General features: G+C 73.1%; 11 protein-coding genes. All 11 read left to right on the top strand.

From position 1 onward, the window contains the following. Positions 1 to 3: 3 nt before the first annotated feature. The 11 genes from ACGFNF_RS09705 (at position 4) to ACGFNF_RS09655 (ending at position 14,795) form a co-directional block, all read left to right on the top strand. Positions 4 to 309 (top strand): hypothetical protein, encoded by a 306-nt coding sequence (locus ACGFNF_RS09705; RefSeq protein WP_132240143.1) that lies wholly within the window; start codon positions 4 to 6, stop codon positions 307 to 309. Next, a complete protein-coding gene (gene alaS, locus ACGFNF_RS09700; protein WP_393166948.1) occupies positions 306 to 2,984 on the top strand; it encodes an alanine--tRNA ligase in 2,679 nt (892 codons plus the stop codon). The genes ACGFNF_RS09705 and alaS overlap by 4 nt, the downstream gene beginning before the upstream one ends. A gap of 73 nt (positions 2,985 to 3,057) precedes the next feature. Continuing rightward, a complete protein-coding gene (gene ruvX / locus ACGFNF_RS09695; RefSeq protein ID WP_393166946.1) occupies positions 3,058 to 3,519 on the top strand; it encodes a Holliday junction resolvase RuvX in 462 nt (153 codons plus the stop codon). Next, the gene (gene mltG / locus ACGFNF_RS09690) at positions 3,516 to 4,724 is read left to right on the top strand and encodes an endolytic transglycosylase MltG (protein WP_393166944.1); all 1,209 of its coding nucleotides are present in this window, start codon (positions 3,516 to 3,518) and stop codon (positions 4,722 to 4,724) included. Before ruvX ends, mltG begins: the two co-directional genes overlap by 4 nt. Beyond that, positions 4,724 to 5,551 (top strand): shikimate dehydrogenase, encoded by an 828-nt coding sequence (locus ACGFNF_RS09685; RefSeq protein WP_393166941.1) that lies wholly within the window; start codon positions 4,724 to 4,726, stop codon positions 5,549 to 5,551. The genes mltG and ACGFNF_RS09685 overlap by 1 nt, the downstream gene beginning before the upstream one ends. Before the next feature lie 154 nt (positions 5,552 to 5,705). Then, positions 5,706 to 7,406, top strand: coding sequence for a glycosyl hydrolase (locus tag ACGFNF_RS09680; protein WP_393166939.1), 1,701 nt, complete (start codon positions 5,706 to 5,708; stop codon positions 7,404 to 7,406). Positions 7,407 to 7,627: 221 nt separating this feature from the next. Beyond that, complete coding sequence (locus ACGFNF_RS09675) at positions 7,628 to 9,556, top strand: hypothetical protein (RefSeq protein WP_393166936.1); 1,929 nt, start codon at positions 7,628 to 7,630, stop codon at positions 9,554 to 9,556. Between the two features lie 94 nt (positions 9,557 to 9,650). Beyond that, the gene (locus ACGFNF_RS09670) at positions 9,651 to 10,202 is read left to right on the top strand and encodes an acyltransferase (protein ID WP_357580632.1); all 552 of its coding nucleotides are present in this window, start codon (positions 9,651 to 9,653) and stop codon (positions 10,200 to 10,202) included. Next, a complete protein-coding gene (locus ACGFNF_RS09665; protein ID WP_393166933.1) occupies positions 10,195 to 11,817 on the top strand; it encodes a lipopolysaccharide biosynthesis protein in 1,623 nt (540 codons plus the stop codon). Before ACGFNF_RS09670 ends, ACGFNF_RS09665 begins: the two co-directional genes overlap by 8 nt. Before the next feature lie 117 nt (positions 11,818 to 11,934). Beyond that, positions 11,935 to 13,173 (top strand): O-antigen ligase family protein, encoded by a 1,239-nt coding sequence (locus tag ACGFNF_RS09660; protein ID WP_393167330.1) that lies wholly within the window; start codon positions 11,935 to 11,937, stop codon positions 13,171 to 13,173. Next, positions 13,170 to 14,795: a lipopolysaccharide biosynthesis protein gene (locus ACGFNF_RS09655; RefSeq protein ID WP_393166930.1), complete on the top strand. Its 1,626-nt coding sequence runs from the start codon at positions 13,170 to 13,172 to the stop codon at positions 14,793 to 14,795. The genes ACGFNF_RS09660 and ACGFNF_RS09655 overlap by 4 nt, the downstream gene beginning before the upstream one ends. Position 14,796: the final 1 nt, after the last annotated feature.

The following is a 14,796-nucleotide window of genomic DNA, read 5'->3' as shown; positions in this document are numbered from 1 at the left end:
GAGATGAGGCGGTTGTTCTGGCTCGGCATCGGGCTGGCCGTCGGCGTGGTGGTGGTCCGCAAGGCCACCCGCACCGCACAGGCGTACACCCCGGCCGGCATCGCCAGCACGGTGACCGAATCCGCTGGCGGGTTGGCGGAGTCGCTGCGTAGCTTCGTGGAGGACGTCCGGATCGCGATGGCCGAGCGCGAGCAGGAGATCCACGAGGCGTTCGCCCAGGGCGAGGCGTTCGACGACCAGTTCGCCGAGCTGCGGGAGGACCCGCGCATCGGCGACCGAGAGATCTTTCCGGAGGAACACCAGCGATGAAGACGGCGGAGATCAAGCGGCGGTACCTCGCCCACTTCGAGGCGAACGGCCACACCGTGGTGCCGTCCGCTCCGCTGCCCGCCATCAGCGACCCGAACCTGCTGTTCGTCAACGCCGGCATGGTGCAGTTCGTGCCCTACTTCCTCGGGCAGCAGACCCCGCCGTACCGGCGGGCGGTCAGCGTGCAGAAGTGCATCCGTACGCCCGACATCGACGAGGTCGGCAAGACCAGCCGGCACGGCACGTTCTTCCAGATGAACGGCAACTTCTCCTTCGGTGACTACTTCAAGGACGGGGCGATCCCGCTCGCCTGGGACCTGGTCACCAAGTCCCGGGAGCAGGGCGGGTTCGGCCTGGACCCGGAGCGGATCTGGCCGACGGTCTACCTCGACGACGACGAGGCGTTCGAGATCTGGCGCTCGGTCGGGGTGCCGGCCGAGCGGATCGTGCGCCGGGGCAAGGCGGACAACTTCTGGTCGATGGGCATCCCCGGCCCGTGCGGTCCGTGCTCCGAGCTGTTCTACGACCGTGGCCCGGAGTACGGCCGCGAGGGCGGCCCGGCGGTCGACGAGGACCGCTACATGGAGTTCTGGAACCTCGTCTTCATGCAGTTCGAGCGCGGCCCGGGCACCGGCAAGGAGGACTACCCGATCCTCGGTGACCTGCCGGCGAAGAACATCGACACCGGCATGGGCCTGGAGCGGATGGCCTCCATCCTCCAGGGCGTCGACAACCTCTACGAGATCGACGAGGTCCGGCCGATCCTCGACAAGGCCGCCGAGCTGACCGGCAAGCGCTACGGCGCCCGGTCCGGCCACGTCGCCAGCGAGTCGCACCCGGACGACGTGCGACTGCGGGTGATCGCCGACCACGTGCGCACGGCGCTGATGCTGATCGGCGACGGGGTCACCCCGAGCAACGAGGGGCGCGGCTACGTGCTGCGCCGCATCATGCGCCGGGCGATCCGGTCGGTGCGGCTGCTGGGCTGGCAGGAGCGGGCGCTGCCCGAGCTGCTGCCAGTGGCCCGGGACTGCATGGCCCCGTCGTACCCGGAGTTGGCCGCCGACTTCGACCGGATCGCCGACTACGCGTACGCGGAGGAGGACGCCTTCCTGTCCACCCTGCGGGCCGGCACCACGATCCTGGACACGGCCATCGCGGAGACCCGTACGGCCGGCAAGCCGGCGCTGTCGGGTGAGAAGGCGTTCCAGCTGCACGACACGTACGGCTTCCCGATCGACCTGACGCTGGAGATCGCGGCCGAGCAGGGCCTGGCGGTCGACGCGGAGGGCTTCCGCCGGCTGATGGCCGACCAGCGGGCGCGCGCCAAGGCCGACGCCCAGGCGCGCAAGACCGGGCACACCGACCTGTCGGCGTACCGGTCGGTGCTCGACTCGGGCGGCCCGGTGCGGTTCACCGGCTACGGCGAGGTGTCCCGGGAGTCGACGGTGCGGGCGGTGCTCGGCGTCGACGGCCCCCGCCAGGCGGCGGTCGAGGGCGACACGATCGAGCTGGTGCTCGACGCCACCCCGTTCTACGCCGAGGGCGGCGGTCAGCAGCCCGACCTCGGCATGATCACCGTCGGTGGCGGCCAGGTCGAGGTGCTCGACGTGCAGCAGCCGGTGCCCGGCCTGATCGTGCACCGCGCCCGGGTGCTGCGGGGCGAGGTGCGGGCGGGGGAGACCGGCTACGCCGAGATCGACACCACCCGCCGGCGGGCCATCTCCCGGTCGCACACGGCGACGCACCTGGTGCACCAGACGATGCGCAACTTCCTCGGCGAGTCCGCCACCCAGGCCGGTTCGCTGAACGCCCCGGGGCGGCTGCGCTTCGACTTCAACACCCCGACGGGGGTGGCGCCGAGCGTGCTGCGCGACGTCGAGCAGCAGGTCAACGAGGTGCTCCTGGCCGACCTGGAGGTGCACGCCTTCATCACCTCGCTGGAGGAGGCGCGGCGCATCGGCGCGATGGCGCTCTTCGGCGAGAAGTACGGCGAGGAGGTGCGGGTTGTCGAGGTCGGCGACTACGCCCGCGAGCTGTGCGGCGGCACCCACGTCTCCCGCTCCGGCCAGCTCGGCCTGGTGAAGATCCTCAACGAGTCGTCGATCGGCTCCGGGGTGCGGCGCGTCGAGGCCCTGGTCGGCATGGACGCCTTCAACTTCCTGGCCCGGGAGCACCTGCTGGTCTCCCGCCTCGCCGAGCTGTACCGGGTGCCGAACGACCAGGTCGCCGACCGGGTCGAGCAGACCGTGACGCAGCTGCGCGACGCCGAGAAGGAGCTGGAGAAGCTGCGGGCCCAGCTGGTGCTCGGCGGCGCGGCGGCGCTCGCGGCGCAGGCCAAGGACGTGGGCGGGGTCGCGTACGTGGGCACCGAGGCGCCGGAGGGCGCGGCCGGCAACGACGTGCGTACCCTCGCCCAGGAGGTCCGGGGCAAGATCGACCCGGCGCGGCCGGCGGTCGTCGCGGTGGCGGCCCGGGCCAACGGCAAGGCGTCGCTGGTCGTCGCGGTGAACCCGGCGGCGCGCAGCCGGGGCCTGGCCGCGTCGGACCTGGTCAAGGCGGCCTTCTCCGGGCGCGGCGGCGGCAGTCCCGACCTGGCCCAGGGCGGCGGCCTGCCGGCCGCCGAGGCGCCGAACCTGCTCCGCACGGTCGAGAAGGCGATCGCCGACGCGTGATACGTGCTCGCAGCGGCCAGGGCGGACCCGCGTGGTCCGCCCTGGTTCGCCGTTTCAGGGGGAGTCACCGACCGTGAGTGAGTTGTCCCGGGGTGTCCGGCTCGGGGTGGACGTCGGGCAGGTCCGGGTGGGGGTCTCCCGCTCGGACCCGCACGGCGTGCTGGCCACCCCGCTGGTGACCCTCGCCCGCGACCTCACCGCCGCCCCGGACGCGGTGCCGGCCGACATGGTCGCGCTCGCCGCGCTGGTGGCCGAGCACGAGGCGGTGGAGATCGTCGTCGGTCTTCCGGTCAATCTCGCCGGCAAGCACGGTCCCGCCGCCGTACACGTGAAGGCGTACGCTGGCCGACTGGCTGATGTAATAGCGCCCGTTCCGGTGGCGCTCACCGACGAGAGGATGTCCACGGTCGTGGCGTCTCGTAGGCTTGCCGAGCGTGGGGTCCGAGGAAAACGGCAACGAGCGGTGGTCGACCAGGCTGCCGCGGTGGAGATTCTGCAGAGCTGGCTGGACGCGCAGCGGAGGCGGACGCGATGATGGACGATCTTGACCTCGGGTTCGACGAGCAGGACCGGGGGGAGAAGGGCAAGCACCGGCGCGGCGCGGTGCGCAAGCGCAAGGGCAAGGACGGCTCCGGCGGCGGTGGCGGGCGGGGCAAGACGGTCCTGGCCCTGCTGCTCGCCATCGTCCTGCTCGGCGGGATCGGCGGCGGCGCCTTCTACGGCTTCGACCGCGTCCAGAGCTACTTCATGACCCCCGACTACGACGGCGCGGGCACCGGCGAGGTGACTGTCGAGATCAAGCAGGGCGCGCTGATCGCCGACATGGCCAACGCGCTTGTCGCCGCCGACGTGGTGAAGAGCGCCAAGGCGTTCATCGAGGCCGCCGAGGGCAACGCCCGCAGCAAGAACATCCAGCCGGGCACGTACAAGCTGCGCAAGCAGATGAGCGGCGAGAGCGCGGTCACCGCGATGCTCGACCTGAAGAACCGGATCGTCAACGGGGTCACCATCCCGGAGGGCCGGACGGCGAAGAACATCTACAAGCTGCTCTCGGAGAAGACCAAGATCCCGGTGAAGGACTTCGAGGCGGCGGCGAAGGACCCGCTCGCGCGGGGCGTGCCGGACTGGTGGTTCAAGCGCACCGACAACAAGAAGGTCAAGCCGTCGATCGAGGGCTTCCTCTACCCGGACACCTACGAGATCCCGCCGAAGGCGACCGCCGAGACCATCATCGAGCTGATGGTGGAGAACTTCCTCAGCGTGGCCGGTGAGATGGAGTTCGCCGACCGGGTGCAGAAGGAACGCAAGATCAGCCCGTACGAGGCGCTGATCGTCGCGTCGCTGGCGCAGGCCGAGGCGGGCAACAAGGACGACCTGGGCAAGGTCGCCCGGGTGGCGTACAACCGGGTGTTCGGCGAGTTCCAGTGCAACTGCCTGGAGATGGACGTCACGGTCAACTACTACCTGGAGCTGACCGGGCAGAAGACCAAGACCTCCGCCCAGATGACGGCCGCCGACCTGGACAACCCGAAGAACCCGTACAACCGCAAGCTGCCCGGCCTGGTGCCCACCCCGATCAACAACCCGGGCAAGCAGGCCATGGAGGGCGCGATGGACCCGCCGCCCGGCAAGTGGCTCTTCTTCGTGGCGATCGACAAGGAGGGACACTCCGCCTTCGCCGAGACCTACGAGGAGCAGTTGAAGAACGAGGCCAAGGCCAAGGAGGCCGGGATCATCTGATGACGGCCGCACGGCGGGCGGGGGTGCTCGGCACGCCGATCGCGCACTCCCTCTCCCCGGTGATCCACAACGCCGGCTACGCGGCGGCGGGGCTCACCGGGTGGTCGTACACCCGGATCGAGTGCGCGGCGGCGGAGCTGCCGGACGTGGTCGCCGGCCTCGGCCCGGAGTGGGCCGGGCTGTCGGTGACCATGCCGGGCAAGGAGGCGGCGCTCGCGGTGGCCGCCGAGGTCTCGCCGGTCGCCGCCGCCGTCGGCGCCGCCAACACGCTGGTACGCCGCCCGGACGGCTCCTGGTACGCCGACAACACCGACGTCGTCGGCATGGTCGAGGTGCTCACCGACGCCGGGGTACGCCCGGGCGCGACGGTGACGGTGCTGGGCGCGGGCGGCACCGCCCGCGCGGCGGTGGCTGCGGCGGGGCGGCTCGGCGCCGGCACGGTGACCGTGGTGGCCCGCCGCCCGGCGGCCGTCGAGGAGTTGCGCCCGGTGGCCCGCGCCGTCGACGTGCCGATGCGCGCGGCGGCCTGGGACGACGACGAGGCGACCCACCTCGGCGCCGACGTGGTGATCTCGACCGTGCCGAAGGGAGTCGCCGACCCGCTGGCCGTCGCGGCGGACTGGCGGCCCGGCACGGTGCTCTTCGACGCGCTCTACGACCCGTGGCCGACGCCGCTGGCCGCGTCGGCCGAGGCGGCCGGCTGCCGGATCGTCTCCGGCCTAGACCTGCTCCTGGCCCAGGCGGTGGGCCAGTTCGAGCACTTCACGGGCGTCACCGCGCCCCGGGCGGCGATGGCCGCCGCGCTGGCCGCCGCCCGCGCCGCCTGACCGCCGGCGCGGGGGCGAGAGTGTCCCCTGTGGTCGTCCAGGGCATCCTTAGGCGACGGTTAAGACGCGCTTAGGTCCGGCTGTCGTCCCCACGTCACGCCGTGGCCGTGGTTACGCTGCTGACCGTCACCGCCCGACACACAGGGAGTTCACCTTGGCTCGGCACGGACTGCACCGCCTCACCCGGCACCCCGGCCCCCGGCGCAAGGCCGTCGTCCTCGGCGTGGCCGGCGCCACGGTGGTGGCCGGCATCGTGGCCACCACCATGCCGCTGCTGGCCGCCGACGACCTGTCGATCCCGGCGACCGCCGACACCACGGCGACGATGGTGCCGCAGGACGGCGACAACGGGGCGAAGACGACGCTGGCGACCTGCGCGGTCCGCTGCGACGGCAACCCCCGGGGCGGCCGGGAGGCCGTCGTCCAGTTCGCCGTGACGACCCTGCCGGCGACGGCGGTCAACGTGCGGGCCACGCTGCGGGTGCACGCGTGGCAGGAGTTCCCGGCGACCGTGAGCGCGCACGCCTCCGCGGTGGACGCCCGCGCGGCCCGGCCGACGCCGGCGCTGCCGGGGACGGCCCTGGACACCGTCTCGAAGGTGGCAAAGGGCTTCAACGAGTGGGACGTCTCGGCCCTGGTGAAGGGCAACGGCACCTGGACGGTCTCGCTCGCGCAGACGGGGCTGGAGACCAGGATCTACTGGGCGTCGACGGAGAACCGAAACCCCGACCTGCGCCCGCGCCTGGAGATCCGCTACGACGTCGGCACCCGGCCCACGCCGGTGGTGACCAGCGCCGCGCCGTCGCCGAGCCGGACGGTCGCGCCGAGCCCCGCGCCGCGGCCGACACCCAGCGCCAGCCCCACCCGCGTCACCCCGAGCCCGTCGGCGAGCCCGTCGGCCGGTACGGACCGGTGCGGCGCGGTGTCGAGCAGGCTGGTGCCCTCCTGCGGCGCCTGGTGGGGGATGTACTCCCCGTCGAACGCCGGTGACGGCTGGGACCACGGCGCCGCGGTCGCCGACGTCGAGGCGCAGGTCGGGCGCAAGTTCGACATCGTGCACCGCTACCACGACTTCTCCAACGCCGGCAGCAACGGCGCCTTCCCCGACGCCTACCAGCGGCAGCAGATGCGCGAGGGTCGGCTGATGTTCTTCGCCTGGGAGTCGCGGATCTTCTCCTCCGGCACGGTGCTGACCTGGCAGGACGTCTACAGTGGCCGGTACGACGCCACCATCGACGCGGTCGCCGGCCGGATCCGCGACACCGGCGTGCCGGTGTTCATGGGCTTCGACCACGAGCCGGAGGACGAGCCGGCCAAGGGCAGCGACGCCGACTTCGTCCGCGCCTGGCAGCACGTGCACGACCGGTTCGCCAAGGCGGGCGCCGACAACGCGGTGTGGGTGTGGACGATGATGGGCTGGTCGGGCCACTACGACCGCTACGCCGGCCTCTATCCCGGTGACCGGTACGTCGACTGGGTCGGCTACGACCCGTACAACTTCCACGTCTGCAACGGCAGCAAGGTCTGGAAGAGCCCGGCCACCACCATCGGCAACTTCTACCGCTGGCTGGACGAGAACCGTCTCGGGGTCGGCAAGCCGCGGATGCTCGCCGAGTTCGGCACCAACTTCGACGCGGCCGACCCGGACGCGAAGCGGCGCTGGTTCGAGGAGTTCCCGGCGGCGCTGAAGGCGCACCCGAAGATCAAGGCGGCGATCTACTTCAACTCCCCGGGGATGACCCGCCGGACGGACACCTGTGACATGACCATGAACCACGACGCCGCGTCGGTGGCGGGATTCGCCCGCGCCGGTCGCGACAGCTACCTGCGGCAGCCCACCGGGGGCGCCCGCTGACACCGCGCGTTCACACTTCGACCCAGAGTGATACGGGCGAGTCGGACATCCGACTTGCTGTGTGCGGTGTCATGTTGCTGATGCAGTGACCGCCCAATCGGCGGATATCGCCGGCCTGGGTCGACCAGGCACGCTACGCGGGTTCTCTCCCGACATGGAGGCGTAGCGTGCCCGACATCCCGCTCTCTCGGCGAACCGCCGGACTCCGCACCCGGGCGGGGGTGGTCGCACTCGTGACCGCCGCCGCCGTGCTGGCCGTCCCCACCGGGACCTCCGCCGCCCTGGTGCCGGCGCCCGAACCGGCGACCCTGGTCTCGGCCAATCCGGCCGACGCCACACCGCACGCCAGGGACGGCGAGACCCGCGCCTTCGCGCAGGTCGGCTCCACCGTGTTCGTCGGCGGCAGCTTCACCCAGATCCGGCAGACCGCCAGCGCGGCGTGGACCACCCAGCGTTACCTCTTCGCGTACGACCGGGCCACCGGCACGATCTCGACCAGCTTCCTGCCGGTGCTGGACGGCGCGGTCAACACGCTTGTCGCCGGGCCCGGCGGCACGCTGATCGTCGGCGGCACCTTCAAGAACGTCAACGGCGTCTCCCGCAAGAACCTGGTGGCGCTCGACCCCGCCACGGGCGCGATCGTCGACAGCTGGGTCGGCCGCTCCGACGGCGGCACCGTGCGCGACCTGGCGCTGCACGGCAACTGGCTCTACGTGGCCGGGGCGTTCAACTGGCTCAACGGCACCGCGCACGCCGGGCTCGGCCGGCTCAACGCCACGACCGGGGCGATCGACCCGACCTTCAACGTCGACGCGACCGTCGGGCGCCACGGGACCACCTCGTACGTGTGGACGATCGACGTCGCCCCGGACGGCGGCACCCTGGCCGTCGGCGGCAACTTCACGCTCGTCAACGACCTGCCGCGCAACCAGATGGCGCTTGTCGACCTCACCGGCACCCCGGCGTTGCTGGACTGGAGCACGGAGAAGTTCGTGCCGCCGTGCGCGTCGCCGGCGACCTTCGTGCACTACGTGCAGGACGTCAAGTTCGGCGGCGACGGCAGCTGGTTCGTCGTCGGCACCAACGGCGGCTCGGGCTGGCCGGCCGCGTACTGCGACGCGCTGGTGCGCTTCGAGACCGCCGCCCGGGGCACCGGGCAGCTCGGCACCTGGGTCGACTACACCGGCAACGACACCATCACCTCCGTCGAGGTCGCCGACAACGTCATCTACCTCGGCGGGCACTTCCGCTGGCTGAACAACCCGAACGCCAGCGACACCGCCGGCAAGGGCGCGATCGACCGGCTCGGCATCGCCGCGGTCACCCCGGCGACCGGCATGCCGGTCAACTGGAACCCCCGCCGCAGCGGCAGCGCGTCGATGCCGGCCGGCACCAGCAACTGGGGCTCCTCCGTGCCGGTGCTCTGGCGCGGCAGCGACGGCCTCTACTTCGGCCACAACTCCGACGGCATGGGCAACGAGTACCACGGCCGGCTCGGAATGTTCCCGCTGACCGGCGGGCGCACCATCACCCCGAAGAACGCGCCGACCGCGACCACCGGCAACCTCTACGTCGGCACCGGCGCGGGCGAGCTGGCCAAGGTGCCGTTCGACGGGACCAGCCTGGGCACCCCGAGCACGGTCAGCCAGCCCAACTACACGGCGGCCGGCGCGACCTGGCGGGTGGACGACCGGATCTACTGGTCGCACACCGTCGCCGGCACCCCCACGGGCAGCCGGATCGACATCTCGCTGTTCAACGGCGGCGCGATCGGCGCCCCGTGGGAGGCGTCCGGCTACAACGACTGGTTCAACCCGGCGCTGATGACCGGCGCGTTCTACCTCGACGGGCGCCTCTACTACACCCGCTCGGGCGCCACCGGCCTCTACTACCGCTACTTCGAGATCGACGGCAACTACCTCGGCGCCACCGAGTTCACGCTGCCCACCACCGGAGTCACCTGGTCGGCCGTGCGGGGCATGGCCTGGGTCGCCGGCCGGGTCGTGTACGGTGCCACCGACGGAACGCTGCGCAGCGTGCCGTTCGACCCGACGGCCGCCCCGGCGGTCGACGGAACGACGGCGACGGTGGTCCCGGCGACCGCCGGCGTGACGTGGTCAACGCCGTCGACCTTCTTCTCCGTGCAGTGACGGTCGACTGTTCGTAACGGAACATCGGTAGATTGTTCACGTTGGGCCGGCGACGGATCAGCCGTCGCCGGCCCGCACGACGTGGGGAGGATCGTTGGTCGGCTCGGGTGGCAACCGCAGAGGGCTCGCGGTACGGGTCGTCTTCGCGGTCAAGCGCCGCTGGTACACGCTGCGCTATCCCCGCCTGACGCTGGGTCGGGGCGTGGAGATCCGCGGCCGGATCCGGCTGCGCCGGGGCGTACGGGTGAGCATCGGTGACCGCACCCGGATCAACAAGCTGGTCCGCTTCGCCGGTCCCGGCGAGGTGCGGGTCGGCGCCGACTGCCTGTTGAACGCCACCTGGATCGGCACCTGGACGTCGGTCACCATCGGCGACCGGTGCCTGCTCTCGGACTGCGAGCTGCTGGACAACGACTTCCACAACCTGCCTCCCGAGCAGCGGCACGACCCGCCCGTCCCGGCCACCCGCGCCCCGATCACGATCGAGGACAACGTGTGGATCGGGGCGCACGCCCTGGTGATGAAGGGCGTGCGGATCGGCCGGGACAGTGTCGTGGGCGCCGCCACGGTGGTCCGTACGGACGTGCCGCCGCGGGTCGTGGTCGCTGGAAATCCACAACAGACGGTGAAGAAGTTCAATGACTGACGCTTCCCCCGGTACCTGGGCCACGGACGTCCCCGCCAGCGGTGGCGGCACACCGGGCCGCACCGTCACGCTGACCGACCTGCTGCGCGTCCCGCTGCACCGGATCCGGCTCGTCGGGGCCGTCGCCGCGATCGGCCTGCTCGCCGCGATCGGCTACGTGGTGCTCGTACCGGCCGCCGTGTCCGCCAGCGCGGTCGTGGCGGTGCGTCCCGTCGTCACCGACGCGTTCACGCCCAGCGGGGCCGCCGCCGACCGGGCGGTGAACATGAACGTGGAGAGCGGCATCGCCACGGGCACCGACGTGGTGCAGCGGCTGGCCGACTCGGGCAACATGGACCCGCGCGAGGTGCGCGACGCACTCGAGGTCGAGGTGCCCACCGGCGGGCAGATCCTGCGCTTCGTCTACCAGGCCCCCACGGCGGAGCAGGCGGTCGAGGGCGTCAACCTCGCCGCCCAGGCCTACCTCGACGTGCGCCGCACGATGTACGAGAAGCAGCGCGAGGAGATGCTGCGCTCGTACGACGAGAGCATCGCCAAGGTCGCCGCCCAGCAGGCCGCCCTCCAGAAGCGGGTCAACAACGCCCGGGAGGGCGCCGTCGACGCCGCGGTGACCGAGCTGACCGGCATCAACAACCAGCTCACCCAGCTCAACGCCGCCCGCACCGAGATCGCCGCCGTCGACGTCAACCCCGGCTGGGTCACCCAGACCGCCGAGCGGGCCCTGGCCTCCTCCGCCGGCAACCGCCCGCTCTACCTGCTCGCCGGTCTGCTCGGCGGGACGCTGCTCGGCGTGGTGCTGGCGTACGCCTGGGAGTCGATGGACCGGCGGATCCGGTCGGTCGACGACGGCCGGGACGCCACCGGGCTCCCGCTGCTCGGCACGGTCCGCAGCCGCCGGTGGCGCGGCGGCAAGGAGGCGGTCGACGCCGACATCCGGTACGTGGCGATGGCCATCGCCGAGCGGGTGCGCCAGCCCGCCCGGGTGTCGCTGCTGACCGCCCGCGAGGAGGACCCGACGGCCATCACCGCCGGGCTGGCGGTGGCGCTGGCGGCCGTCGGCCGGGAGGTCTTCGTCGCCGACGACAGCGGGCGCGCCGACCGGCTGCGCAGCACCGTGCTCGCCGACCGGGAGCGGCTGCCCGCCGCAGCGGACCCGTCCCGCCCGCTCGTCCCGAAGCCCCGGCCGGCCGGCTCGACGACGGACGGCAAGAGCGGCGGCACCACGGAACCGGCCGAGGCCCGGCGCCCGTCGCCGCACCCGATCGGCGCCCGCCCGTCCACCGACCCGGACGCCACGCTGACCCTGCCCCGGGTCACCTCGACGGCGGCCGGCAGCAACGGCAAGGCGTCGAGCACCGACCCGGTGACCGTGGGCGCGGGCAGCGTCCGGTTCGGCATCTGGCGGCAGGGCGCCGACCACAGCCTGGTGCTGTTCAACGCCCCGCCGGCGGAGTCCGACGAGCGCGGGGTGGCCGTCGCCCGGCAGGGCACGGCGGTCGTGGTGGTCGAACAGGACCGGACCCGGCAGGGCGACCTGCGCCGCCTCGTGGAGCGGCTGCGCGCCGCCGGGGTCACCCCGCTCGGCTTCGTGTTGACGCGCTGCGGCCGGGGCTGATCCGTGCCGGTCACCCGCGCGCCGGCCACGACCGAGCCGGGCGGCGGCCCGGGCGCCGCCGCGTCGCTGCCGCAGCCGCCGCCCCCGCCACGGTTGCCGCTCTGGCCGCTGGCGTTGATGTTCGGCCTGGTGCCGGTGTGGTGGCTGGCCGGGGCGTTCTACCTCGGGTGGCCCCTGCTCGGGGCCCTGCTGTTCGCGCTGCTGTTCATCCGGGGCCGGGTGCCGCTGCCCCCGGCCGCCGGGATCTGGCTGCTGTTCCTTGCCATCGTGGTGGTCAGCGCCACCCAGTTGCATTCGCCGGCCTCGGTGCTGACGTTCGCCCTGCGGCTCGCCTTCTACCTCACCGCGCTCGTGGTGGGCGTCTACGTCTACGCGGTCGCCCGGGAACGCCCCGACCAGGCCGCCGTCCTCGTTCCGCTCTGCGCCTTCTGGTTCGCGCTGGTCGCGCTGGGCTGGCTGGGCGTGCTGGCCCCCCGGTTCGCGCTGACCACCCCGGTGGAGGTGCTGCTGCCGGGCGGGGTGGCCAACACCCCGTTCATCCAGGACATGGTCCACCTCACCACCGCGGAGTACAGCGCCCGGTCGTTGAACCCGATCTACCGGCCGGCCGCGCCGTTCGCGTACACCAACAACTACGGCAGCGCGTACGCGATGACGCTGCCCTGCGTGGTGGCCTTCACCATGCTGCGCCGGCGCGGCGTGCTGCGCTGGGCGCTGCTGGCGTCGCTGCCGCTGTCGCTGGCGCCGGCCTTCCTCACGCTCAACCGGGCGATGTTCCTCAGCCTCGGCGCCGGGCTGGCGGTGCTCGGCGTCCGGGCGGCGCTGCGCGGCAACGTCCGGGTGGCCGCGTCGATCGTCGGGGTGGTGGTCACCGGTGGCCTCGTCACCCTGTTCATCCCGGTCACCCAGCTGATCGGCAACCGGGTCGAGTCCAGCGACACCAACACCGACCGGCTCTCCCTCTACGTGGAGGTGATCCGGCGGGTACGGGAGTCGCCCTGGCTCGGCTACGGCGCGCCGGTGAACGTCGACACCGTCAGCGCCGAGGCGCCGATCGGCACCCAGGGGCAGTTGTGGATGGTGCTGTTCAGCCACGGCGTCCCCGCTCTGCTGTGCTTCCTCGCCTGGTTCGTGGTCGCCGCGCTGATCTGCGCCCGCGCCACGTCCGCCGCCGGGCAGTGGCTGGCCGTGGTGCCGGTGGTCTGCCTGGTGCAGATCCCCTTCTACGGCATGGCCAACCAGAACCTCGCGGTCGCCTTCTTCGCGGTCGCCTTCGCGATGGCGCTCACCGAGCGGGAGACGGTGGCCCGACTGCACCGCCCCCGCATCCCGCGCCCGAAGGCGGTGCCCGCATGACCGCCGCCACCCGCCCGCCGTCCGGCCCCCAACCGGCCGCCGCACCCGCCGAGTCGGGCCCGGGCGGTGCGCCGACCGGCGACGACACGGAGACCCGCCGCAGCGTCCGCAGCGGCGTGGCCGGGCTGGTCGGCGCGGCCACCAGCGGCCTCTTCGGCTTCCTGCTCGCGGTGGTCATCACCCGCGGCTACGGCACGGTCGGCTCCGGGGCTTTCTTCGCCGCGATCGGTGTGGTCACCGTCGCCACCGCCGTGTGCACCCTCGGCGCCGAGACCGGGCTGATGTGGGCGCTGCCCCGCCGGCGCCTCGGCGCGCGGGGCGACGCCGCCCGGGTGCTCCGGGTGGCGCTGATCCCGCCGCTGCTGGCCGCGGTCGCCGTCGCCGTGGCCGGGGTGCTCGCCGCCGACGCGCTCGCCCCGCGCCTGCTCGGCGGCTCCGGCGTCGACGGCGCGGCCCTGCTGACGGCCAGCTTCGTCGCGGTGCCGGTGGTGGTGGCGATGACGCTGCTGCTCGCGGCGCTGCGCTGCGTGCGCCCGATCCGGGCGTACGTCGGGGTGCAGTTCTTCCTGCTGCCGGTGGCCCGGCCCGTGCTGGTCGGCGCGGCGGCCCTGGCCGGCGGTGGCCTGCTGGCCGGCATGACCGGCTGGCTGGTGCCGGCGGCGCTCGCCCTGCTGGCCTGCCTGACGCTGGTGGCCGGCCCGCTCGGCGTCGGCCGGGGCGCGGCGCTGCGACCCGCCCCCGGCGACTGGTCGGCGTTCTGGCGCTTCGCGCTGCCGAGGGCCGCGTCGGCCGCCATCGACGCCGGCAACATGTGGGTGGGCGTGCTGCTCACGTCGGTGCTCGCCGGGCCGGCCGACGCCGGCGTGTTCGGCGCGGTCGGGCGCTACATCCTCGCCGGCCAACTGGCCATGCAGGGGCTGCGGGTGGCGGTGTCACCGCAGCTGTCCCGGCTGCTCGGGCGCGGGGACCGGGCCGCGGCGGCGGCCGTGCACCGGCAGTTGACCACGTGGGGGCTGGTGCTGTCCTGGCCGGTCTACCTGCTGCTCGCCGTCTTCGGGCTGGCCTTCCTCCAGCTCTTCGGGCCCGAGTTCACCGCCGGCGCCCCCGCGATGACCGTGCTCGCGCTGGCCATGCTTGTCAACACCGGGGTCGGCAACGTGCAGAGCCTGCTGCTGATGGGCGGGCGCAGCGGGCTGCACCTGGCCGCCACGCTGGCCGGGCTGCTGGTCACGGTCTCCCTCGGGCTGTGGCTGATTCCGGCGCACGGCGCGACGGGGGCGGCGCTGGCCTGGGCGCTCGGCATCGCCACCGAGAACCTCACGGCGGTCGGCTGCGCCCGGGCCGTGGTCGGCCAGCCGCTTGTCGACGCGGCGATGCTGCGGGCCGGGGCGGCCACCGTCGCCGGGGTGGGGGCCGCGGCGACGATCGGGGTGCTGGCCGGCGGCCGGGGGATCGGCGGCCTGGCCGTGGCCCTGGGCGTGCTGGCCGCCGGCTGCGTCGGCTTGTTGACGTTGCCCCGGGTGCGGCACCGCATCCGGGTGACCATGGTGCAGGTTCGTGGGCGGCAGGAGGCGGCCCCGGCCGCCACCGGGCGCGCCCCGGAGGAATCGAAGGGCAGGTGAG

The organism is Micromonospora sp. NPDC048868 (assembly GCF_043198195.1).
Lineage (GTDB): Bacteria > Actinomycetota > Actinomycetes > Mycobacteriales > Micromonosporaceae > Micromonospora > Micromonospora reichwaldensis.
This window is presented reverse-complemented; position numbering and strand designations above follow the sequence as displayed.

Coding starts and splice junctions, on each gene's coding strand:
- alaS (WP_393166948.1), top strand. CDS start 306: ATGAAGACGGCGGAGATCAAGCGGCGGTACCTCGCCCACTTCGAGGCG.
- ACGFNF_RS09665 (WP_393166933.1), top strand. CDS start 10,195: ATGACTGACGCTTCCCCCGGTACCTGGGCCACGGACGTCCCCGCCAGC.
- ACGFNF_RS09655 (WP_393166930.1), top strand. CDS start 13,170: ATGACCGCCGCCACCCGCCCGCCGTCCGGCCCCCAACCGGCCGCCGCA.
- ACGFNF_RS09685 (WP_393166941.1), top strand. CDS start 4,724: ATGACGGCCGCACGGCGGGCGGGGGTGCTCGGCACGCCGATCGCGCAC.
- ACGFNF_RS09705 (WP_132240143.1), top strand. CDS start 4: ATGAGGCGGTTGTTCTGGCTCGGCATCGGGCTGGCCGTCGGCGTGGTG.
- ACGFNF_RS09660 (WP_393167330.1), top strand. CDS start 11,935: ATGTTCGGCCTGGTGCCGGTGTGGTGGCTGGCCGGGGCGTTCTACCTC.
- mltG (WP_393166944.1), top strand. CDS start 3,516: ATGATGGACGATCTTGACCTCGGGTTCGACGAGCAGGACCGGGGGGAG.